General features: G+C 66.8%; 21 protein-coding genes. 10 read left to right on the forward strand and 11 right to left on the reverse strand.

The genetic code is table 11. From position 1 onward, the window contains the following. Positions 1-47 precede the first annotated feature (47 nt). Positions 48-305, forward strand: a complete 258-nt coding sequence (locus ASD73_RS15060; RefSeq protein ID WP_056373169.1) for a hypothetical protein — start codon at positions 48-50, stop codon at positions 303-305. A gap of 3 nt (positions 306-308) precedes the next feature. On the opposite strand, the gene ASD73_RS15065 is transcribed toward ASD73_RS15060, so the two are convergent. From ASD73_RS15065 to tsaD, 3 genes are all read right to left on the reverse strand, one after another. Continuing rightward, positions 309-1,838 (reverse strand): lipopolysaccharide biosynthesis protein, encoded by a 1,530-nt coding sequence (locus ASD73_RS15065; RefSeq protein WP_056373170.1) that lies wholly within the window; start codon positions 1,836-1,838, stop codon positions 309-311. A 79-nt stretch (positions 1,839-1,917) separates the two neighbouring features. Continuing rightward, positions 1,918-2,907, reverse strand: coding sequence for an NAD(P)H-dependent glycerol-3-phosphate dehydrogenase (locus tag ASD73_RS15070; protein ID WP_056373171.1), 990 nt, complete (start codon positions 2,905-2,907; stop codon positions 1,918-1,920). Then, positions 2,904-3,938, reverse strand: coding sequence for a tRNA (adenosine(37)-N6)-threonylcarbamoyltransferase complex transferase subunit TsaD (gene tsaD / locus ASD73_RS15075; RefSeq protein ID WP_056373172.1), 1,035 nt, complete (start codon positions 3,936-3,938; stop codon positions 2,904-2,906). The genes ASD73_RS15070 and tsaD overlap by 4 nt, the downstream gene beginning before the upstream one ends. A 64-nt stretch (positions 3,939-4,002) precedes the next feature. Here tsaD and hemC point away from each other — a divergent pair, with 64 nt between their 5' ends. From hemC to ASD73_RS15100, 5 genes are read left to right on the forward strand one after another with little or no spacing between them, the layout of a single operon-like run. Further along, complete coding sequence (gene hemC, locus ASD73_RS15080) at positions 4,003-4,950, forward strand: hydroxymethylbilane synthase (RefSeq protein ID WP_056373173.1); 948 nt, start codon at positions 4,003-4,005, stop codon at positions 4,948-4,950. Beyond that, a complete protein-coding gene (locus ASD73_RS15085) occupies positions 4,947-5,636 on the forward strand; it encodes a uroporphyrinogen-III synthase (protein WP_056373174.1) in 690 nt (229 codons plus the stop codon). The genes hemC and ASD73_RS15085 overlap by 4 nt, the downstream gene beginning before the upstream one ends. A gap of 19 nt (positions 5,637-5,655) precedes the next feature. After that, positions 5,656-6,552 carry a mitofilin family membrane protein gene (locus ASD73_RS15090; protein ID WP_056373175.1) on the forward strand — a complete coding sequence of 299 codons (897 nt, stop codon included), beginning with the start codon at positions 5,656-5,658 and terminating at the stop codon, positions 6,550-6,552. 49 nt (positions 6,553-6,601) lie between these two features. Then, on the forward strand, positions 6,602-7,804 hold the full coding sequence (locus ASD73_RS15095; RefSeq protein WP_056373176.1) for an acyl-CoA dehydrogenase: 1,203 nt from the start codon (positions 6,602-6,604) through the stop codon (positions 7,802-7,804). Beyond that, positions 7,797-8,918, forward strand: coding sequence for a CaiB/BaiF CoA transferase family protein (locus tag ASD73_RS15100; protein ID WP_056373177.1), 1,122 nt, complete (start codon positions 7,797-7,799; stop codon positions 8,916-8,918). Before ASD73_RS15095 ends, ASD73_RS15100 begins: the two co-directional genes overlap by 8 nt. Positions 8,919-8,967: 49 nt before the next feature. On the opposite strand, the gene ASD73_RS15105 is transcribed toward ASD73_RS15100, so the two are convergent. Then, entirely contained in the window at positions 8,968-11,265 is a 2,298-nt protein-coding gene (locus ASD73_RS15105) for a TonB-dependent receptor (RefSeq protein ID WP_443027980.1), read from the reverse strand. A 263-nt stretch (positions 11,266-11,528) separates the two neighbouring features. On the opposite strand from ASD73_RS15105, the gene ASD73_RS15110 reads away from it, so the two are divergent. Next, a complete protein-coding gene (locus ASD73_RS15110) occupies positions 11,529-12,209 on the forward strand; it encodes a TetR/AcrR family transcriptional regulator (protein WP_235534447.1) in 681 nt (226 codons plus the stop codon). A gap of 1 nt (position 12,210) precedes the next feature. Here ASD73_RS15110 and metW read toward each other — a convergent pair whose 3' ends face one another. From metW to metX, 3 genes are read right to left on the reverse strand one after another with little or no spacing between them, the layout of a single operon-like run. After that, the gene (gene metW / locus ASD73_RS15115; RefSeq protein ID WP_056373179.1) at positions 12,211-12,795 is read right to left on the reverse strand and encodes a methionine biosynthesis protein MetW; all 585 of its coding nucleotides are present in this window, start codon (positions 12,793-12,795) and stop codon (positions 12,211-12,213) included. Positions 12,796-12,797: 2 nt separating this feature from the next. Next, complete coding sequence (locus ASD73_RS15120; protein WP_056373180.1) at positions 12,798-13,229, reverse strand: GNAT family N-acetyltransferase; 432 nt, start codon at positions 13,227-13,229, stop codon at positions 12,798-12,800. Beyond that, on the reverse strand, positions 13,226-14,350 hold the full coding sequence (metX, locus tag ASD73_RS15125) for a homoserine O-acetyltransferase MetX (protein ID WP_056373181.1): 1,125 nt from the start codon (positions 14,348-14,350) through the stop codon (positions 13,226-13,228). The genes ASD73_RS15120 and metX overlap by 4 nt, the downstream gene beginning before the upstream one ends. A 79-nt stretch (positions 14,351-14,429) precedes the next feature. On the opposite strand from metX, the gene hisC reads away from it, so the two are divergent. Next, the gene (hisC, locus tag ASD73_RS15130; protein WP_056373725.1) at positions 14,430-15,545 is read left to right on the forward strand and encodes a histidinol-phosphate transaminase; all 1,116 of its coding nucleotides are present in this window, start codon (positions 14,430-14,432) and stop codon (positions 15,543-15,545) included. After that, positions 15,542-16,447 (forward strand): prephenate/arogenate dehydrogenase family protein, encoded by a 906-nt coding sequence (locus ASD73_RS15135; RefSeq protein WP_056373182.1) that lies wholly within the window; start codon positions 15,542-15,544, stop codon positions 16,445-16,447. Before hisC ends, ASD73_RS15135 begins: the two co-directional genes overlap by 4 nt. Before the next feature lie 3 nt (positions 16,448-16,450). Here ASD73_RS15135 and ASD73_RS15140 read toward each other — a convergent pair whose 3' ends face one another. From ASD73_RS15140 to ftsE, 4 genes are read right to left on the reverse strand one after another with little or no spacing between them, the layout of a single operon-like run. After that, positions 16,451-17,182, reverse strand: coding sequence for a lysophospholipid acyltransferase family protein (locus ASD73_RS15140; protein WP_056373183.1), 732 nt, complete (start codon positions 17,180-17,182; stop codon positions 16,451-16,453). Next, a complete protein-coding gene (locus tag ASD73_RS15145; protein ID WP_056373184.1) occupies positions 17,179-17,709 on the reverse strand; it encodes a YdcF family protein in 531 nt (176 codons plus the stop codon). Before ASD73_RS15145 ends, ASD73_RS15140 begins: the two co-directional genes overlap by 4 nt. Next, a complete protein-coding gene (locus ASD73_RS15150) occupies positions 17,706-18,611 on the reverse strand; it encodes a cell division protein FtsX (RefSeq protein ID WP_056373185.1) in 906 nt (301 codons plus the stop codon). The genes ASD73_RS15145 and ASD73_RS15150 overlap by 4 nt, the downstream gene beginning before the upstream one ends. 13 nt (positions 18,612-18,624) lie before the next feature. Then, positions 18,625-19,356, reverse strand: coding sequence for a cell division ATP-binding protein FtsE (gene ftsE / locus ASD73_RS15155; RefSeq protein ID WP_056373186.1), 732 nt, complete (start codon positions 19,354-19,356; stop codon positions 18,625-18,627). Between the two features lie 159 nt (positions 19,357-19,515). On the opposite strand from ftsE, the gene ASD73_RS15160 reads away from it, so the two are divergent. Then, a complete protein-coding gene (locus tag ASD73_RS15160) occupies positions 19,516-20,283 on the forward strand; it encodes a zinc-ribbon domain-containing protein (RefSeq protein WP_056373187.1) in 768 nt (255 codons plus the stop codon). Positions 20,284-20,291: the final 8 nt, after the last annotated feature.

The raw sequence follows: 20,291 nt of genomic DNA on the forward strand, positions 1-20,291 counted from the left end.
TCGGCCGTGAAGCGTCCTATGCGCCAGACAGCATGGGAGAGATTCTTATGGCCGACGAAATTCACGAGACGCGCGATCCCGACGGGACAACCCACACGACCACGGTCATCGACCGCGAACCGCGCCGCGGCGGCGGGTTCGGGATGGGGCTGATTTTGCTCGTCGCGATTCTGGTTGCGGCCTTTTTCGCCTTCCAGTTCCTTGCCAACGACAAGGCGCAGAGCGGCGCGGTCACTGAAGCGGCGCAAAAGGTCGGCGATGCCGCCGAGAATGTCGGCGACGCGGCGCAGAAAGCGGTCGAGTAAGGATCAGCCGGCGGATACCGCGGCGGGTTCGGGGTGTTTCCTGAACAGTTCGCGGTCCGCCGGGCCGAAGCCGCGCGTCCAGATCAGCCAGCCATAGACGCCGAGGATGAAGGGCACGCCGATCAAGAGCTCAGCCCATTCGGGAAGCTGCGTCGCGCCATAGCCGAGGATGGTCGCGCCCGCGGTCGCCCAGACGAGCGCCCAGCGCAGGCTGTTCACCGGCGCGCCGAGGATGCGCGCGAGCAGCCGGGCCTTCACCAGCGACGCGAATCCGAGTGCGAGCATCAGCGCGAGCGCCACGGCGCCGGCGTAATAGATCGGCGGCAAGCCCATCGATTTCGCGATCAGGATCAGCGCGACGCTGAGCCCCGCCTGCAGCGCGAGCGTCGCGATGCTGATGAGCAAATTGCGGTGGCGCGCGACGTAGACGAGCGCCGCCTCGCTGACGACCGCGGTTGCGGCGACCACCTCGGCGGCCAGCAGGAAGGCGAGCGCGGCGGTGCCGCTGACGAATTCGGGGCCGACGAGCCCCATCACCGCTTCGCCCGGAATGCCGAGCGCGAGCGCGACGCCGGCCTGCGCGGCGATGATCCAGAAACCGACTTGGCTGACCTGTGCCGCCACGGCGGCAAGCCGCTTTTCGGCGAGATTTCGCGTGATGACGGGGCCAAGGATCGGCTCGAAGCTGGTCTTGAGCTTTTGCGGCAGCGAGGCGACCTGCTGCGCCATATAATAGATGCCGTAGATCGTCGGCGAAGTGAACTGGCCGAGAATAAAGAGGTCGAGGCGGCGCGTGCCCCATTCGATCGCGTCGGCGGCGGCGAGCGGCGCGTTGCGCCGCGCAACTGCGATCAGGTGCGCGGGATGCGGTTGCCACCCGCGCGGCCCGCCATAATGACGCAGCATCGGGATCAGTGCGGTGAGAAAGGCGCCGAGCATCGCGGCGGCGTAGGAGAGCATCAGCCCGTCGCGCTTCGATACGAAGAAGAATCCGGCGGCGGCGATGCTGATCACCCACGGCTCGACCACCGCGCGGGCGCGAACGGTGGCGCCGACGTCGAATTTATACGCGCAGGCGGCGAGCGCGATATCGGTGCCCGCGATCGCGAAAACGAGCAGCGCCATCCAGCGATCGGTGCTGTCGATACTGCCCGACGGGAACATCAGTTGCGGCAGCAGCACCAGCAGCACCGACCCGGCCGCCGACGCGACAAAGGCGACGAACATGCCGTCCCATACGACGGTGCGCTGATCGGCCCCGGGGGCGCTGAGCTGTTCGGCGAGGCCGCGCTTGAGGCCGAGCGTCGCGAGCTGTGCGACCAGCTCGATGACGAGCACTGCAAAGGCGAAACGCCCGACCGCCTCGGGCCCGTACCAGCGGCCCGCGACATAGAGGAAGGGCAGGCGCGCGACGAGGCGCAGGATGAAGCCGAAGAAATTTGTGCGTCCGCCCTTGGCGAGCGCGGCCGTGTCCGCGTCCCCCGAAGGAACGTCCGGCGATCGGGGCGCAGCTGCGCTGTCCGTGTGGCTCAAGCCTGGCGCCCCTTCTGCTTTGCCCTGACGTGCAGTTTAGCGCGACGAAGGGAGGCAGGCAATTGTGAGAAGCAATTCATCACCCTTCGGGTCGCAGCGGGCGGCTGAGCAACGCCTGAATGGCGTCACCGACGCGCGTTTCGCCGGCAACCAGACGCGCGACGGTTTCGGTGATCGGCATATCGATACCGTCGGCGCGCGCCGCGGCGGCGACCACCGGCGCGCTGAACGCACCCTCGGCTACGGTGCGGCGATCGGCCATCAGCACTTCGGCCGGCTCGCCGCGTCCGAGCCCCTGGCCAAGCGCGAAATTGCGCGAGTTCGACGAGGTGCAGGTGAGGACGAGGTCGCCGAGCCCCGCAAGCCCCGCGAGCGTTTCGGCCTGCGCGCCGCGCGCCAGGCCGAAACGCGTCATTTCGGCAAAGCCACGACTGATCAGTGCCGCGCGCGCGTTGAGCCCGAGCCCGGCGCCGTCGACGATGCCGCAGGCGATCGCGAGGATATTCTTCACCGCGCCGCCGATCTCGGCGCCGATGACGTCGGTCGACACATAGGGCCGGAAATGCGGGCGCGCGAGTGTCTGCGCGATCTCGGCCGCGAGATCGGCGTCGGCCGCGGCGAGGGTGATCGCGGTAGGGAGGCCCGCAGCGACTTCGTGCGCAAACGTTGGCCCGGAGAGCACGGCATGCGGCCGCGACGGCGCCAGGTCGCGCGCCATGTCGATCGGAAAGGCGAAGCTGCCCGCTTCCATGCCCTTGCTACAAAAGATCAGCGGTGCGCCGCCCGGCGGAAGCTCGGCGAGCACCGTGCGCAGGAAAGGCACGGGGACGACGACGAGCAGCGCGTCGAGATCGGCCATGTCGGCAAGGTTGCGGGTCGCGGTCAGCGAGGTTGAGAGCGCGGCGCCGGGCAGGAAAACCGGATTGCGGTGCTCGGCGTTGATCGCCGTAACGACGTCGTCCTCGCGCGCCCACAGACGAACGGACGCGCCATCGGCGGCGAGAAGCTGCGCGAGCGCGGTGCCCCACGCGCCGCCGCCGATCACGCCGAACCTGGCATATGACGTCATGCTTTCACTCCTGCGCCGCGCACGGCTTCGGCTTCGGGATCGAGCGGCCAGCGCGGGCGTGCGGCGGTATCGAGCGGGTCGGTGAGGCCGACCGCGAAACGCTCGGCGCCCGCCCAGGCGATCATCGCGCCATTGTCGGTGCAGAGCCAGAGCGGCGGCGCAACGAAAGGCTTGTTGAAGCGCGCCGCGAGATCGGTCAGCGCATCGCGAATCGCGCCATTGGCGGCAACCCCGCCCGCGACGACGAAAGCGGTCGCATCGGGGCAGGCGGCGAGCGCGATGCGGCTGCGGTCGACGAGGCAGTCGACGACCGCCTGCTGGAACGAGGCAGCGAGGTCGGGGACGCTGTGGGCGCCCGACGCGGCGGCGCGTGCGACCGCGCTCTTAAGGCCGGCGAAGGAGAAATGCGGCTCGGCGCTGCCGACGAGCGGGCGCGGCAGCGGCACGGCTTGGCGGTTGCCGTCTTTCGCGATGCGCTCGACCGCGGGGCCGCCGGGATAGCCGAGACCGAGCAGCTTCGCGGTCTTGTCGAAGGCTTCGCCCGCGGCATCGTCGATCGTCGTCGCGAGGCGGCGGTAATCGCCGACGCCCTTGACGAGCAGCAACTGGCAATGACCGCCCGAGACGAGCAGCAGCAGATAGGGAAAGGCGAGGCCGGGTTCGACGAGGCGCGGGCTGAGCGCATGGCCTTCGAGATGGTTGACCGCGATCAGCGGCTTGTTCGCCGCGTGCGCGAGCGCCTTGCCGGTGACGAGCCCGACCATCACGCCGCCGATCAGCCCCGGTCCGGCGGTCGCGGCGATTGCATCGACTTGGCCAAGCGACACGCCCGCGTCGGCAAGCACGCCCTCGACAATCGGAGCCAGCCGGTCGACGTGCGCGCGCGCCGCGATCTCGGGAACGACGCCGCCATAGGGGCTGTGTTCGGCCTCTTGTCCCGCGACGCGGTGCGCCAAAATGCGCCGTTCGCTGTCGACGAGCGCTGCCGCGGTTTCGTCGCAGCTCGATTCAAGGCCGAGGATGAGAGGCATATTGTTGCGCGTTCCTTTACCCGCCCCTTTATCGGCAGGGCAAGCCGCGCTAGCAGCGGGGACGATGAATGTACTTCCGACCCCCGAAAACCCGCTGCGTATCGGCACCCGGGCCTCGCCGCTCGCGATGGCTCAGGCCCATATGGCGGCTGCGGCGCTGATTGCCAGCCATGGCATCGATATGGCGGCGCTCGAAATCGTGCCGATGACCGCGACCGGCGACAAGATCCAGGACCGCGCGCTCGCCGAGGTCGGCGGCAAGGCGCTGTGGACGCGCGAGCTGGATGCCGCGCTCGATACCGGGGCGATCGATATAGCGGTCCATTCGTTGAAGGATGTCGAAACGATCCGCGACGCGCGCTTTTTCCTCGGCGCGATGCTCGAACGCGCCGACCCGCGCGACCGGCTGGTCGTGCGCGAAGGAATCGCGGCAGCGACGATCGCCGACCTGCCGCGGGCGGCGCGTCTCGGGACGAGCAGCCCGCGCCGGGCGGCGCAGGTGAAGCGAATCCGCCCCGACCTCGAAACGGTGCTGCTGCGCGGCAACGTCGCGACGCGGCTCGCGAAGATTGCGGCGGGCGATGCCGATGCGACCTTGCTCGCGGCGGCGGGACTCGAGCGGCTGGGGATGCACGACGTCGGGTTGGTACAGGAAGCGAGGCTGCTGCTTCCAGCGGCGTCGCAGGGCGCGATCGGGATCGAATGCCGCGCCGACGATGCGGCGACGCGTGCGCTGCTGTCGGCGATCGATCATGCTCCGACGCATCTTGCCGTCGCCGCCGAGCGCGCGTTTCTGGCGGCGCTCGGCGGCGACTGCCGCTCGCCCGTCGCGGCGCATGCGCACTGGCAGGAGGACGGCGCGCTGCGCCTCGATGCCGAGATTTTCTCCGACGATGGCGCCGACCATGCGGCAGGGCATGCCATCGTTACCGATGATGCGGCCGCGGCGGCGTTGGCACGCCGATTGCTCGACGAAGCGCCCGACAGCGTCCGGCGGCTGTTCGCGGCATGACCGATGGCCCGCCGCTGATCGTTACGCGGCCAGAGCCGGGCAACGCAGCGACGGTGGAGCGGGCGAGGGCGATGGGGTTCGACGCTCGTGCGATGCCGCTTTTCGCCGCGCGCGCGGTCGATTGGCGACCCCCGGCTCCCGGCGATTTCGACGCGCTGCTGCTGACCAGCGCCTTTGCCGCCAGACTGGCGGGGCGGGGGCTGGCCGACCTGGCGGCGCTGCCCGTCTATGCCGTTGGCGGAGCGACCGCGCGGGCGGCGGAGGCCGCAGGCCTTGCGGTGGCGATGACCGGATCGTCGGGCGCGCAGCGGCTTCTTGACGATATGACGTCAGAAAATATCCGGACCATTCTTTGGCTTTGCGGCCGCGACCGGTCGGAATTCGACGCACGCGGGGCGCCGATCATGGCGCTCCCCTGTTACGCCGTCGATCCCGCTCCGGTGCCGGCGGGATGGGACGCGCTGATCGCCGCCCCCGCGACGCTGCTCGCGCATTCGGCGCGCGCCGCCGAGCGCATTTCGGAGCTGGCCGGCGATGCACGCGCGCACCTGTCGCTCGTCGCGATCAGCCCGGCGGCGGCGGCGGCGGCGGGCGGCGGGTGGCGTGATCTGGCCGTTGCGGGACATCCCGACGATGTCGCAATATTGGCACAAGCGCGTGCTTTGTGGCACAAGGGTGCAAAATAGGGTCGTTCGAAAGAGAAACATGGCAATCGACAGCATCGACACGTCCTCGTCGGCGGACGAGGTGGTATCCGAAAGGGGACCATCGTTTCGCGCTCTCGCCATCGGTGCCTTCCTGCTGCTCCTGATCGGTATCGCCGGCGGCGGATGGGCAGTGAATCGGTGGCTGACGGGCAGTAATTTACCACCCACGGCGAAAATGATCGCGGCGCCCGCCGGGGCCGCCAATCCGCTCGCCGCAAAAAGCGGGGCCAATGCGCCGCCGCTGATGATCGCGCCGATCGACGGCGCCAACGCGCTCGCGGCGCGCGTCGCCGAACTCGAACAGCGCCTGTCGCGGATCACGCTTGAGGCCGAATCGGCGTCGGGCAACGCATCGCGCGCCGAAGGGCTGCTCGTCGCCTTTGCGGTTCGCCGCGCGCTCGATCGCGGGCTGTCGCTTGGCTATCTCGACGCGCAGCTGCGGCTGCGCTTCGGCGACGACCAGCCGAATGCCGTCAAGACGATCATCGATACGTCGCGCGAACCGGTGACGCTCGAACAACTGCGCGCCGAACTCGATGCGATGGCGCCGCAGCTTGTCGGGCGCGGCGGCGACGGAGGCGGCAGCTTGTGGACCGGGCTTCGCCGCGAGCTCGGCGAATTGTTCGTGGTGCGCGCTGCGGGAACCCAGTCGCCGCGCGCGTCCGAACGGCTCGATCGCGCCCGGCGCTATCTCGCAGCCGGGCAAGCCGACCTTGCGATCGCGGAGGTCGAGGCGATGCCCGGGTCGGAGGTCGCGAGCGAGTGGCTGATCGACGCGCGGCGGTATCATGAGGCACGGCGCGCGCTTGACCTGATCGAGACGGCCGCGATATTGGAGCCGCGCGACAGCCCCGCTGCCGTGATGGCCCGCAAAACGGCCGAACCGACCCCGTAGCGCGCAATCCGATAAGGGCTGCCCGCCCTTTTGAGAGAAAGCCCGTTCCATGGCCCTCGCCGATCCGCAGCGCATCGAAGCGCTCGACCCGCTCGATCCCCTTCAGCTCGACGCCGAGCTTAGCGAAGAGGAGCGGATGGTACGCGATACGGCGCGGTCTTACGCGACCGATGCGCTGTTGCCGCGTGTGACCTCGGCATTTCTCGATGAACGGTTCGACCGCGAGATCATGTCCGAAATGGGCGCGCTCGGGCTGCTCGGCGCGACGATCGACCCCGAATATGGCGGCGCGGGCCTGAATTACGTCAGCTACGGGCTGATCGCACGCGAAGTCGAGCGGATCGATTCGGGCTATCGTTCGGCCTGTTCGGTGCAGAGCTCGCTCGTGATTCACCCGATTAACGCCTATGGCAGCGAGGAACAGAAGCGGAAGTTTCTTCCCGGGCTGACCTCGGGCGAACTCGTCGGCTGCTTTGGCCTCACCGAACCCGATGCCGGCAGCGACCCCGGCGGAATGCGCACCCGCGCCGAAAAGATCGAGGGCGGCTATCGCCTCAAGGGCGCGAAGATGTGGATCACCAATTCGCCGATCGCCGACGTCTTCGTCGTGTGGGCGAAGTCGGAGGCGCACGACGGCGCGATTCGCGGCTTCGTGCTCGAAAAGGGGATGAAGGGCCTGTCGGCGCCGAAGATCGAGGGCAAGGTGAGCCTTCGCGCCTCGGTTACGGGCGAAATCGTCATGGATTCGGTCGAGGTCGGCGAGGATGCGCTGTTGCCGCATGTGTCGGGGCTCAAGGGGCCCTTCGGCTGCCTCAACCGCGCGCGTTACGGCATCGGTTGGGGTGCGATGGGCGCGGCTGAATTCTGCTACGAAGCGGCGCGCAATTACACCGGCGAGCGCAAGCAGTTCGGGCGGCCGCTCGCGGCGAACCAGATCGTGCAATTGAAACTGGCGAACATGCTCACCGAGATCGCGCTGGGGCTCCAGACCGCATTGCGCGTCGGCCGGCTGATCGACGAAGGGCGCCTGATTCCCGATGCGATCAGCCTGCTCAAGCGCAACAATTGCGGCAAAGCGCTCGATATCGCCCGCGTCGCGCGCGATATGCACGGCGGCAACGGTATTTCGGCCGACTATCATGTGATCCGCCACGCGGTGAACCTCGAGACGGTGAACACCTATGAGGGTACGCACGATGTCCATGCGCTGATCCTCGGCCGCGCGATCACCGGAATTTCGGCGTTTGCGTAAACCGCTGGAGGGCATCCGCGTCGTCGAACTGGCGCGGGTGCTCGCGGGGCCGTGGTGCGGGCAATTGCTCGCCGACCTCGGCGCCGAGGTGGTGAAGGTCGAACGGCCGGGCGCCGGCGACGACACGCGCGAATGGGGGCCGCCCTTCATCATGGATGAGAGCGGCGCAAATCTCGGCGCCGCTTATTATCACAGCACCAACCGCGGCAAGACGGGCGTGGCGATCGATATCGCGACTGCTGACGGACAAGCGGAGGCGCGCGCGCTGATCGCCGACGCTGATGTCGTGATCGAGAATTACAAGGTCGGCGGGCTTACCAAATATGGCCTCGATCCTGCGACGCTCTGCGCCGATTTTCCGCGGCTGATCGTCTGTTCGATCACCGGCTTCGGGCAGACCGGACCTTATGCGCATCGCGCCGGCTATGATTTCATCATCCAGGCGATGGGCGGCGCGATGTCGCTGACCGGCGAGCCCGATGGCGCGCCGCAAAAGGCTGGAATCGCCTATGCGGACATTTTCACCGGAATGTATTCGACGGTCGCGATTCTCGCGGCGCTGCGGCGGCGTGACGCCACAGAGCGCGGCGCGCATATCGACATGGCTTTGCTCGATTGTCAGGTCGGGGTGCTCGCCAATCAGGCGGCGAATTATCTCGCGAGCGGCGTGTCGCCGCGGCGGATGGGAAATGGCCACGCCAATGTCGTGCCCTATCAGGCGTTCGCGACCGCCGATGGGCAGCTGGTGATCGCGGTCGGCAACGACGGCCAGTTTCGTAAATTATGTATGATCCTGGGCGAACTGGGTTGGGCCGACGATATGCGCTTTGCAAGCAACGCGGCGCGGCTTGCGAATCGCGGCGAACTGATCCCGCTGCTCGCGTCGAAGATCGCGACGTGGGAGGCGCAGCGCCTGTCGCTGGCGCTCGAGGCCGAAGGCGTTCCTGCGGGGCCGATCAACGATATCGCGGGTGTTTTTGCCGATCCGCAGATTCAGGCGCGCGGGATGCGTTTCCGCCCCGACGGCGCCAGCGTCGACGGGCTCGCGAGCCCGATCGTGATCGATGGCGAGCGGATGGTCGCGCGTACCGGGGCGCCGCCGCTCGGCGCATAGAAAAAGGGGCGCCGCAGCGGGCGCCCCTTCTCCCCCTTTTTTCGTCAGATCAGAATTTTACGGTGCCGGTCACAAACACTTGGCGCGGATTGCCGTAGAATGCCGTCAGAGTGCCTTCGCGGCCGAGCGCTGACGTCGGCAGCCCGCCCGGACCCGGGATGATCGCGCCGGAGACCGGATTGACGTTCACGAACGTATAGCCCGAGGTCTTATATTCCTTGTTCGTCAGATTCTTGCCGAACACGCCGAGGCTCCAGCGATCGTCGGGCGCGGTGTAGACGAGGCTGGCATCCCAAAGCGCGAAACCCTTCTGGTCGATATAGGGGTTCGGGATTTCGAACTGATAGGTCTTGCTGCGATACGACAGCGTCGTGCCGAAGCTGAGATCGCCGTTGCCGATCGGGGTCGAGTAAGCAAGCGTGCCGCTGGCAGTCCATTTCGGCGTATTCTGCACCTCGCGGAAATCCGAAACGTCGGTCGGCGTGTTGACCCCGCCGACGAGGATGTTCGAGATATATTCCTTATAGTCGGCCTGGATAAAGCCGAGCGCGGTCGATAGCGTCAGCCGGTCGCCGGCACTCGCCAGATCCTCGCCGAGCCGTGCGCGGCCTTCGAATTCGACGCCTTTGAAGGTCGCCTTGCCCGCGTTCGACACGACGCCGCAGAAGCTCGGCAGGCCGCTGACGGTGCAGGCGACCGAGCCCGGGATCTGGACGTCGGTGTAATCGGCATAGAAGGCGGCGAGCGCGACATTGACCGCGCCGTCCATCAGGCTGCCCTTGTAGCCGACTTCGTAGCTTTCGACCTTTTCGGGGCGGAAGCTCAGGAAGGAGGCGACTTCGGCGTCGGTCGGTGCGCCCGGAATCGCGGCCGGCGCATTGACGCCGACACCGCGCGGGTCGAAGCCGCCGCCCTTGAAGCCCTGCGAATAGCTGGCGTAGAAATTATGGTCGGGCGTCGGCTTGAACGACAGCGACGCCCGCGGGGTGAATTTGTTGAAGCTGCGCTTGCCGTCGAAATTCGTCCCCGGTGCGCCAAAGGCAACGCCCGCGCCGCCGAACACCGGCGAACCGCCGCCGAGATAGCTCTGCCGCAGGATCGACGCTTCGCGCTCGTCCCACGTGTAGCGACCGCCGACCGACAGGCTGAGCTGGTCGCTGAAGTCATAAGTGAAATCGCCGAACACCGCGAAGGTCTGGGTATCGACATCGGCCTCGGTGAAGGCGGTCAGCCCCGCGAGATTGTTGAAGATGCGGACGTCGAACAACGTGTCGCCGCTCGCGTCGAGGTAATAGAAGCCGAGCAGGCCCTTCAGCTTGTCGCCTTCGTACAGCAGCTGGAATTCCTGGCTGATCTGCTCGTTGAAGTAGAAGCCGGGGACATCGATGTCGACGCCGGGCAACGCGTCGAAGTCGATCGGAGTTGCCGACGTGTCCTTGCGCCACGCGCTGATCGAGCGCAGCGTGACTGTGTCACTGAGTTCGGCGGTGACGTTCATTGCAAGGCCGTAGGCTTCGATTTCCTGCTTCGGATCGTTGAGGCCGCCGCGGCTGTCGAACACGTCGTCGAGCACGGGGGCGTTGGTCAACAGCGACGGAATCAGGCGGTGGCCGCCGCGCGGATCGCTCTTGTCCTTCGAATAATCGCCCGAGATGCGGATCAGCACCGGCGCACCATAGCCGCCGAGTTCGACGGTCCCGCGGCCCGCCCAGACATCCTTGTTGTAATTCTCGCGCCCGGTGGTGAGATTGTCGCCGAAACCGCCGCGCGACAGGCGCGCGACCGATCCGCCGACACGCAGCAGGTCGCCGATCGGCGCGCTCGCGGTCACGACGAGGTCGGCCTGGTCATAGGTGCCGAGCGTGCCCTTGATCTTGAGCGAGAATTCCTCCGGCAGCTGCTTGGTCACATATTTGACCGCGCCGCCGATCGTGTTGCGGCCATAGAGCGTGCCCTGCGGCCCGCGCAGGATTTCGATGCGCTCGACGTCGTAGATATCGAGCACCGCGGCCTGCGGCCGGTTAAGATAGACGTCGTCGAGATAGATCCCGACGCCCTGTTCGAAGCCCGAGACCGGATCCTGCTGGCCGACGCCGCGAATGAAGGCGCTGAGCGTCGAGTTCGAGCCGCGCGAGACTTCGAGCGTGGTGTTAGGCGTCGTCTGGCCGATATCGGTGATATCGATCGCGCCGGCCTTTTCGAGCGCTTCGCCCGAATAGGCGGTGATCGCGATCGGCACGTCGACCAGCCGCTCGTCGCGGCGGCGTGCCGTCACGATGATCTCGTTATCGCCGGCATCGGTCGCGCCCGCTTCCTGCGCGAAAGTGGCGGGGACGAAGGCGATCATGGAAAGCGCGCTGGTGGCAAGAATGGCACGGCGCAGCGGGCGGGCGAAAGGACGCATGAAGACTCTCCCATGTGGCGGGTGACCCCTCGCCACCCTTTTTTGGTTTTCCTGGGCCGGTGCTTGCCAAGCCGCGCCGCATCCAATAATGAAACATGAACCAAGTTTCAACTTGGAATATGGCTCTGTCGCTTTTTGCTTGCCAGTGGTGCGGAAATGCCACGATGCAGGGGAGGCCGGACGGAGGGGGAGACGGAAAGGCAGTCATGGATCAGCCGCAGAGCGAAACGGGACGGGCCGAAACGGGACGGGCCGAAACGGAGCAGGCCGAAAACGGGCAGGGCGCGGGCGATGTGCGCGACAAGACGCCGCGCACCGAGCGCGGGCGGCGGACGCTGCGCAAGTTGCTCGACGCGGCGGCGGTCGAATTCGGCGAGCGCGGCTTTCACGAGGCGTCGATCAGCGCGATCACGCGCCGCGCCGGAACCGCGCTCGGCAGTTTCTACACCTATTTCGATTCGAAAGAGGAAATCTTCCAGGCGCTTGTCCGCTATATGAGCGAGCAGCTACGCGATCATGTGACGCCGCTGGTGCAGGCGGCGCCCGACGAGATCAGCGCCGAACGCATCGGGCTCGAATCCTATCTCGGCTTCGTACGCGAGCATAAGGAGATTTACCGCATCATCGATGAGGCCGAGTTCGTCGATTATGCGAGTTATCGCCGCCATTATGAAACGACCGTCGCGCGCGTGCGTCAGCGGCTGGAAAATGGCGCGGCGCGGGGCGAAATCCGCGACGACGTCAGCGAGATCCACGCGTGGGCGATCGGCGGGATGAACGTGTTTCTGGGGATGCGCTATGGATTGTGGGACACCGAGAGCGACATTTCGGAGATCGCGCGGATCGCCAACGACCTGCTCGCGAACGGGCTGAAGAAGCGGGATTGATTTAACGCGAAATCAGGAAGATCGCATGTTCGGCGCGCCAGCTGGCGGCGGCGTCGCTTGCCGGCTTGTCACCCGACAGGTGCCAGACACGCTCTACGTTGATGCCCTTTGCGCGGACGAGGTCGCGAAAATCGCTGACCGTGACATGGTGGATGTTCGGCGTTTCGTACCACGCGACGGGCAGCAGCCGCGTCACCGGCATCCGCCCGCCCCACAGCAGCGCGAGCCGGATGCGCCAATGCGCGAAATTGGGAAAGCTGACGAACGCGCGCGGCGCGATACGCAGCAGTTCGTCGACGACGCGGTCGGGGCGCTCGGTCGTCTGCAATGTCTGCGACAGGATCGCATAATCGAACGCGTCGTCGGGATAATCGGCAAGGTCGCGGTTCGCGTCGCCCTGCACGACCGACTGGCCGCGCGCGATCGCCGCGGTGACATTGTCGGCGTCGATCTCCAGCCCGCGCGCGTCGACGCCCTTGCCCTGGAGCGCCGCCATCAATTCGCCGTCGCCGCAGCCGACGTCGAGCACGCGCGCCGCCCGGGGAACGGCATCGGCGATGATGGCCAGATCGGGGCGCAGCTTCATCGTCAGACCTGCCTGTAGACGTCGGGGAAATGCCGCTGCATGAACGGCGTTCCGTCCTCGACAGGGGTCCAGCCGAGCGCGGCATAAAGCCCGTGCGCGTCGCTGGTCGCGAGCATCCACCGCCGCAGTCCCTGCAGGTCGGGATGATCGTGAAGTGCCTTCACCATGCGCGCGGCGAGGCCGTGCCCGCGATGCGCCTCGAGAACATAGACGTCGGCGAGATAGGCAAAGGTCGCGCGATCGGTGACGACGCGGGCAAACCCGATCTGCTCGCCGTCTGGCGCGAAGGTTCCGACGCACAGTGAGCCGGCAATCGCGCGCTCGACAACGGCGCGCGCGATATTTTCGGCCCAATAGCTCTGCGTCAGAAAGGCGTGGATCGCATCGACCTGCATGTCGGACGCATCGAAGGACAGGCGGTAGGCGCCGGTCATGCCAGACCCGATCTCAGGGATCCGGCGACGAGGCGATCGAGCGCCGGGACGTCGAGGAGGAAGCTGTCGTGGCCGAAGGGTGCCGACAGTTCGACGAAGCTCGCCGCGGCGCCGACGCTTTGCAGCGCCTGCACGACGCGGCGCGATTCGGAGGTCGGATAGAGCCAGTCGGTGTCGAAGCTGACGAGCGTGAAGCGCACATCCTTCGCGTTCGCGAACGCGCCCGCGAGGCGGCCGTCGTGCGGGTCGGCGAGGTCGAAATAGTCCATCGCGCGCGTGATATAGAGATAGGCGTTGGCGTCGAAACGATCGGTGAAGGCGAGCCCCTGATGCCTGAGGTATGATTCGACCTGGAAATCGGCGTCGAAGCCGAAGCTCTTGATGTCGCGCGCCTGCAGGCGGCGGCCGAACTTCTCGGTCAGCCCTTCCTCGGAGAGATAGGTGATGTGCGCGGCCATGCGCGCGACCGCGAGCCCCTTGGTGGGCGCGCGCGCGCTGCCGTAATATTGGCCGTCCTGCCAGTCGGGATCGGCCATGATCGCTTGCCGGCCAACCTCATGAAACGCGATATTCTGCGCCGAATGCCGCGCCGCGCTCGCGATGACGAGCGCCGAGGCGAGGCGGTCGGGATAGGCCGCGGCCCAGGCGAGCGTCTGCATCCCGCCCATCGACCCGCCGACGATGGCATGAAGTCGCGAAATGCCGAGATGATCGAGCAGCATAGCCTGCGCGCGCACCATGTCGGTAATGGTGATGACGGGAAAGGCCATGCCGAGCGGCGCGCCGGTCGCGGCGTCGGGTGAGGCCGGCCCGCTCGTCCCCATGCAGCTGCCGAGGACATTGGCGCAGATGACGTGGAAACGGTCGGTGTCGATCGGCTTGCCGGGCCCGACCATGCGCGCCCACCAGCCGGGCTTGCCCGTCGCCGGATGGTCGCTCGCGACATATTGGTCGCCGGTCAGCGCGTGGCAGATCAGCACCGCGTTCGATTTGTCGGCATTCAAGGCGCCATAGCTTTGATAGGCGATCGTCACCGACGGCAACACCTGCCCGCTGTCGAGCGGCAGCGGCGCGGCGATCGTCACGCTGTGATGCCGGATATCGTGGAGCAGGCTCGCCATGGTTCGCGCGGGGCTAAGCGGGCGGACGCACCCTGTCAACGCACTGGACTCGCGCAGCATAGCCGTTAAACGGCGCGGCATGACCGATCATAGCGCCGCACTTACTCCGAAGCCGTGGATCAGCGGCATCGCTCCCTATATTCCCGGCAAGTCGGCGGGTGCCGACGGCCGTCCGCTGATCAAGCTCAGCGCAAACGAAAATCCGCTCGGAACGGGCGAAAAGGCGCGCGCAGCATTCGCTGCGGCGCAGGGCGCACCCGATGCGCTGTCGCGCTATCCCGATCCAGGTTCAGTGGAGCTGCGTGAAACGATCGCGGCGAAGTTCGGGCTCGATCCGGCGCGGATTATCTGCGGGAACGGGTCCGACGAATTGCTCCACCTCGCGGCGGGCACCTATGCCGGCGTGGGCGACGAGATTCTATACGTGCGCTACGGCTTCGCGGTCTATGAAATCGCGGCGCGCCGCGTTGGCGCGGTGCCGGTCGAGGCCGACGACAAGGATTATGCGACCGATGTCGACGCGCTGCTCGCGGCGGTGACCGACAAGACGCGCGTCGTCTATCTCGCCAATCCAAACAATCCGACCGGGACGCTTGCAACGCGTGAGGAAGTCGCGCGCCTCTATGCCGGGCTGCCCAAGAATGTGTTGTTCGTGATCGACCAGGCCTATTCGGAATATCTCTCCGAGGCCGAGGATGATGGCGGGCTCGAACTGGCGAAGACGCAGCCAAATGTCTTTGTAACGCGCACCTTCTCGAAGATCCACGGACTCGCCGCCGAACGCATCGGTTGGGGCTATGCCGCCGCCGAGGTGATTTCGGCGCTGCACCGCATTCGCCTGCCGTTCAACGTCACGCGCGCCGGACAGGCGGCGGCGGTCGCGGCGCTCGGCGACGAGGAATTCTTGGCGCATAGCCGCGAGCATAACGCCGAATGGCGCGCCTGGCTGGCTGGCGAACTCGAAAGCCTCGGCAATCATGGCATTCGCGTTGTGCCGTCGGCGTGCAACTTCCTGCTCGTGCTCTTCGAGGGCGATGTGAGCGCCGAGACTGTTTATAACCGGCTGATGGAGGCGGGCTATATCGTCCGCTGGCTGCCGGGGCAGGGACTGCCCAACGCGCTGCGCATGACGATCGGCACCGAAGACGAGACGCGCGGATTGGCGGCGGCGATCCGCGCCGCGCTGAACGGCTGATGCCCATCGCACGCGTCGCAATTGTCGGGCTGGGGCTGATCGGTTCCTCTATCGCGCGTGCGATCAGGGAGCGGCTGCCGCAGGTGGCGGTCGTTGGCCATGACGCGAGCGCCGAAGTGCGCAAGATTGCGAGTGAACTCGACCTTTGCGATACGATCAGCGACGACGCGGTCGCTGCGGTGGCCGACGCCGACCTCGTGATACTGGCGGTGCCCGTCGGCCGGATGGCCGACGCGGCGGTGGCAATCGCGCCGGGCCTCAAGCCCAATGCGATTGTTTCGGACGTCGGCTCGTCGAAGGCGGGCGTTGCCGAAGCGCTGGCGAAGGCGCTGCCCGATCATGCCGTCATCCCGGCGCATCCGGTCGCGGGGACCGAGAATAGCGGCCCGGCGGCGGGTTTTTCGTCCTTGTTCGAAGGCCGCTGGTGCATCGTAACGCCGGGCGCGGATGCGTCCGAAGACGCCGTGACAGCGGTGACGTCCTTTTGGCAGGCATTGGGCGCGAAGGTCGATATCATGGATGCCGCGCACCACGACATGGTGCTCGCGGTGACGAGCCATTTGCCGCACCTCATAGCTTACACGATCGTCGGCACCGCGAGCGAGCTCGAAGAGGTCACCGAGAGCGAAGTGATCAAATATTCGGCGGGCGGTTTCCGCGATTTCACGCGTATCGCGGCGAGCGACCCGGTGATGTGGCGCGACGTCTTTCTCGCGAACAAGGATGCCGTGCTCGCGACCTTGCAGCGGTTCAACGAGGATCTGACCGTGCTCCAGCAGGCGATCCGCCGCGGCGATGCCGACAAGCTCGAGGACTGGTTCACGCGCACGCGCGCGATCCGGCGCTCGATCATCGAACAGGGGCAGGATGATGCAGCGCCCGATTTCGGACGCAAACACTAGGATCTAGGCGACGGTTTCGCCCGCCAGCAAGGCTTGGGGCGGGTTCAGCGCATTGATCGCGACGCGCACGCGTGCTTCGGCCTCTTCGCGCGGCAGCCCGGCGGGGATCGTCTCGCCAATCTTGTAGGTGATCGTCCCCGGCCATTTGACCCAGCGGCGCGGCGGAAAGGCGAGGCCGCTGTTCACCGCGACCGGGATCACCGGAATATTGAGCAGACGGTACATGCCTGCAAAACCGGGGCGTAGGGGCGGCGCTTCGCCGTGCGGGACGCGCGTGCCCTCGGCGAACAGCACCAGCGGACGGCCCGCCGCGAGTGCGGCCTTCGCGGCACCGAGCATCGCGCGCATCGCCTTGCCTCCGCCGTCGCGGTCGACCGGTATCAGGCCGTAAAAGCGTGCCGCCTGGCCCCACACGGGGATCGAGAACAGTTCTTCCTTCGCGAACACCGCCGGATGCCTGAACAGCATCGGCTGCTCGACCGTTTCGAACGCCGATTCATGCTTGAAGACATAGAGTACCGGGATGTCGGGCATCTCGCCCTCGACGACGATCGTCTGGCCGAGCAGGAAACGGCAGAAGATCCGGTGCGCCTGCGCCCAGATGCGGACGAAGAAAATCGTGCCGCGGTGTGAGATCGGCAGCGCGACCACCCCGCCGATCGACGAGATGGCGCTCATCACGAAAAAGGCGATCCAGAACAGGATGGAACGGAACAGGGCGATGGCGTATCTCACAGGCCGAGCAGCCCGCCCGCCAGTCCGGCCAGATATTTGTGATATTCGCGAAACAGCGTCGCGAAATTGGGCTGGCTGCGCACCGCGTCGGGCAGGATCGTCACCTTGTCGCCGACCGCGCGGCCGATTTCATATTCCGCGCGGCGCATATGCCAGTCGGTGGTGATCAGCCGGATGCTCTTATATTTGCGGCGCTGCGCCCAGGTCGCGACCTCGGTCGCATTCGAGCGCGTATCCTCGGCCTCGAACCCCAGCGCGATACAGCAGTCAAACAGCGAAACCGGGCGTTTATACTCGGCGGCGAGTTCGCGCGGCTTCACCTCGCGCGCGACGCCGCTGATGAGGAGGCGCTTGGCATCGCCCGCCTCGAGCCGTTCGAGCGCGCGGTCGATACGTCCCGGGCCGCCGGTGAGCACGACGATCGCGTCGGTCTTTTGCGCATCGGCGGGTAGCGGCAGCAGCAGCGCGAACCATGCAAAGCCGAGCACCCAAGCCAGAAACAACAGGGAAATCAGGCGCTTGATCATAGAATCTTCTTGAGCGCCGCGAGCAAGGTCTGGCGCGCGGTGAGGGCTGCGAGCGCGATAGCCAATAGCGGCAGCGCCAGCAAGAGCGCCCAGCCCGCGGGACCGAACGAGGCGGTCGCCGCGAGTCCCGATGTGACGCCCGACCATTGCCAGCCGATCAAGAGCAGGATCGCGGCGGCGACGACGGTGCCGAGCGCGATGCCGTAAGCGGTGTCGATCGCGATGCGGCGCTGGAACAGCCGGGTGATCTGGCGATCGGTCGCGCCGATCATGTGGAGCATCTCGATCGTCGGGAAATGCGTCGCGAGCGCGGCACGCGCGGTCATGATCACCACCGCGGCACTGGCGAGCGTCATCAGCAGCACCATGCCGCCGGCGATCCACGCGAGCGAGCGGATCAGCCGTGCGACCGGCCCCAGCCATTCGGCGTGGGGAATGATCCGCGCGCCGGGCGCCTCGCGCGCGACCAGCGCCTGTAACTGGCGCATAGGACTGGTGCGGTCCTCGCCGACAAAGTCGATGTCGACCAATGCCGGAAGGGGGAGCGATTTCAGTACCGGGTCGTCGCCCTCAGCGGCGCCGAACCATTGGCCGAGCGTCGCCTGCAGCTCTTCCGGCTCGACCGCGCGCGCCGAGAGGACGAAGGGCTGCGCGGCGGCGGCGCGGCGGAGCGCCGCGGCCTGCTCGGCGCGCGTCACCGGGTTTGCGGTGACGATCTGGACGGTCACGCGTCCGGCGATCGCGGCGCCGATCGCATTCGCCGAGCGGGCGAGCCCGACCCCGGCGGCGGCGGCGAGCAAGGTGAGCATCATCAGGATCGCGATGACCCACGGCGTCGGACCCGACAGGCGGCGGTCGGGAAGCAGGCGGCGATGCTGGACGGGAACGCGCGGGATGATCATGGGCGGCCCACCATCACGCCCTGTTCGCCGGCGGGTAGCGCAGCGCGCCGGTGGGATCGGAAAGCCGGCCTCTTTCGAGCCGCATCATCTGCGCATTTTCGATGCGGCTGATCAGGTGGATATCGTGGGTCGCGACGACGACGGTGGTGCCGAGGCGGTTGAGCGCCTCGAACAATCCCAGCAAGCGCATCGCCATTTCGGGGTCGACGTTACCCGTCGGTTCGTCGGCAACGAGCAGCTGGGGGCGTGCGATGACGGCGCGCGCGATCGCGACGCGCTGTTGCTCGCCGCCCGACAGCGTCGCGGGGCGCGCCTCGGCGCGATCGCCGAGCCCGATCCAGCTCAGCATTTCGCCGACCGGACCTGACAGATCCTCTTCGCTGACCCCTGCGATACGCAGCGGCAGCGCGATATTGTCGCGCGCCGAAAGATGCGGGATCAGCCGGAAATCCTGGAACACGACGCCGATGCGGCGGCGAAAGCCCGGAAGGCGGTGGCGCGGCATCGCGACCAGATCCTCGCCGAACAGGCGGACGATCCCGCGGCTCGGCCGCTGCGCGAGATAGAGCATCTTAAGCAGCGACGTTTTGCCCGCGCCCGATGCGCCGGTGAGGAAATAGAAGCTGCCGGGCTGAAGGTTGAAGCTGATGTCGCTCAAAACCTCGGCATCGGGGCCATAGCGGAGGCCGACGCCGTCGAATTCGACCATCGCGCCGCCGGGCCGCGCCGGAGAGACGTCCGTCATGACGTCGCCCGCGCGCGATGGCGCGCCAGCGTCGGATCAAAGAACAGGGGCGCTGGTCCGCTCATCTGCCAGCATCTCGCACGGCTATCCACAGAGGACAAGACGGGAGTGGGCACGCGGCGCTTGCAACGCGCGAATCGGCGTGTTTAGAGGGAGCCTATGATCCTTGCCTGCCCGTCCTGTCACACGCGCTATGTCGTTCCCGATACCGCGATCGGACCAACGGGCCGCACCGTGCGCTGCGCCAATTGCCGCCATAGCTGGTTTCAGGAACCCGCCGCGACACCGGTCGAGGCTGTAGCGGCGCCCGTTCCGAACGCGCCCGAACCCGCACCGGCTGCGGCTCCCGAAGCGGCGCCAAAGCCGGCCGCGACCTATTCCGATTTTCCCGAACCCGATCCCTCAACCGCACGGGCTCCGCCGAGCTTTGCGACAGAATCGGCTCCGCGTCCCGCACCCGTGATCGACGATGCGCCGTTGCCGTTCCGCCGTCCGCGGCGCAATCCCGCGAAGCGCTGGACGATCATCGCTGTAAGCGCGGCTGCGCTGATGCTCACGGCGACGGCGGGACTCATGTATTTCGGCCTGCCGGGCTGGGCGCAGGGTCTGGGCCTGCCGGGCGGGGTCGACGAGCCCGACCTGGTGATCGAACTGCCGCCGAACCAGGATCACCGCGAACTCGCCGACGGCACGATCTATTTCGCCGCGTCGGGCGTGATCATCAATCCGACCGACCGCGAACAGCGTGTGCCACCGATCCTTGCCGAATTGCGCGATGCGCAGGGGACGATCGTCTACAGCTGGACGATCAAGCCGCCGGTGCGGATGCTGCCGCCCAATGAAAAGGTCAATTTCAGCGAGGCGAAGCTCGACATCCCGCGGCGTGCGACGCAGCTGACCGTCAGCTGGGCGCTACCAAAGAACTGAATCCCAAC

It is taken from the genome of Sphingopyxis sp. Root154 (genome assembly GCF_001427105.1).
Lineage (GTDB): Bacteria > Pseudomonadota > Alphaproteobacteria > Sphingomonadales > Sphingomonadaceae > Sphingopyxis.

What these genes read in the sequence shown, in the direction of transcription:
- ASD73_RS15060 (WP_056373169.1), top strand. Translation starts at nt 48, where the DNA reads ATGGCCGACGAAATTCACGAGACGCGCGATCCCGACGGGACAACCCAC.
- ASD73_RS15070 (WP_056373171.1), bottom strand. Translation starts at nt 2,907, where the DNA reads ATGACGTCATATGCCAGGTTCGGCGTGATCGGCGGCGGCGCGTGGGGC.
- tsaD (WP_056373172.1), bottom strand. Translation starts at nt 3,938, where the DNA reads ATGCCTCTCATCCTCGGCCTTGAATCGAGCTGCGACGAAACCGCGGCA.
- hemC (WP_056373173.1), top strand. Translation starts at nt 4,003, where the DNA reads ATGAATGTACTTCCGACCCCCGAAAACCCGCTGCGTATCGGCACCCGG.
- ASD73_RS15085 (WP_056373174.1), top strand. Translation starts at nt 4,947, where the DNA reads ATGACCGATGGCCCGCCGCTGATCGTTACGCGGCCAGAGCCGGGCAAC.
- ASD73_RS15090 (WP_056373175.1), top strand. Translation starts at nt 5,656, where the DNA reads ATGGCAATCGACAGCATCGACACGTCCTCGTCGGCGGACGAGGTGGTA.
- ASD73_RS15095 (WP_056373176.1), top strand. Translation starts at nt 6,602, where the DNA reads ATGGCCCTCGCCGATCCGCAGCGCATCGAAGCGCTCGACCCGCTCGAT.
- ASD73_RS15105 (WP_443027980.1), bottom strand. Translation starts at nt 11,265, where the DNA reads ATGATCGCCTTCGTCCCCGCCACTTTCGCGCAGGAAGCGGGCGCGACC.
- ASD73_RS15110 (WP_235534447.1), top strand. Translation starts at nt 11,529, where the DNA reads ATGGATCAGCCGCAGAGCGAAACGGGACGGGCCGAAACGGGACGGGCC.
- metW (WP_056373179.1), bottom strand. Translation starts at nt 12,795, where the DNA reads ATGAAGCTGCGCCCCGATCTGGCCATCATCGCCGATGCCGTTCCCCGG.
- ASD73_RS15120 (WP_056373180.1), bottom strand. Translation starts at nt 13,229, where the DNA reads ATGACCGGCGCCTACCGCCTGTCCTTCGATGCGTCCGACATGCAGGTC.
- metX (WP_056373181.1), bottom strand. Translation starts at nt 14,350, where the DNA reads ATGGCGAGCCTGCTCCACGATATCCGGCATCACAGCGTGACGATCGCC.
- hisC (WP_056373725.1), top strand. Translation starts at nt 14,430, where the DNA reads ATGACCGATCATAGCGCCGCACTTACTCCGAAGCCGTGGATCAGCGGC.
- ASD73_RS15145 (WP_056373184.1), bottom strand. Translation starts at nt 17,709, where the DNA reads ATGATCAAGCGCCTGATTTCCCTGTTGTTTCTGGCTTGGGTGCTCGGC.
- ASD73_RS15150 (WP_056373185.1), bottom strand. Translation starts at nt 18,611, where the DNA reads ATGATCATCCCGCGCGTTCCCGTCCAGCATCGCCGCCTGCTTCCCGAC.
- ftsE (WP_056373186.1), bottom strand. Translation starts at nt 19,356, where the DNA reads ATGACGGACGTCTCTCCGGCGCGGCCCGGCGGCGCGATGGTCGAATTC.
- ASD73_RS15160 (WP_056373187.1), top strand. Translation starts at nt 19,516, where the DNA reads ATGATCCTTGCCTGCCCGTCCTGTCACACGCGCTATGTCGTTCCCGAT.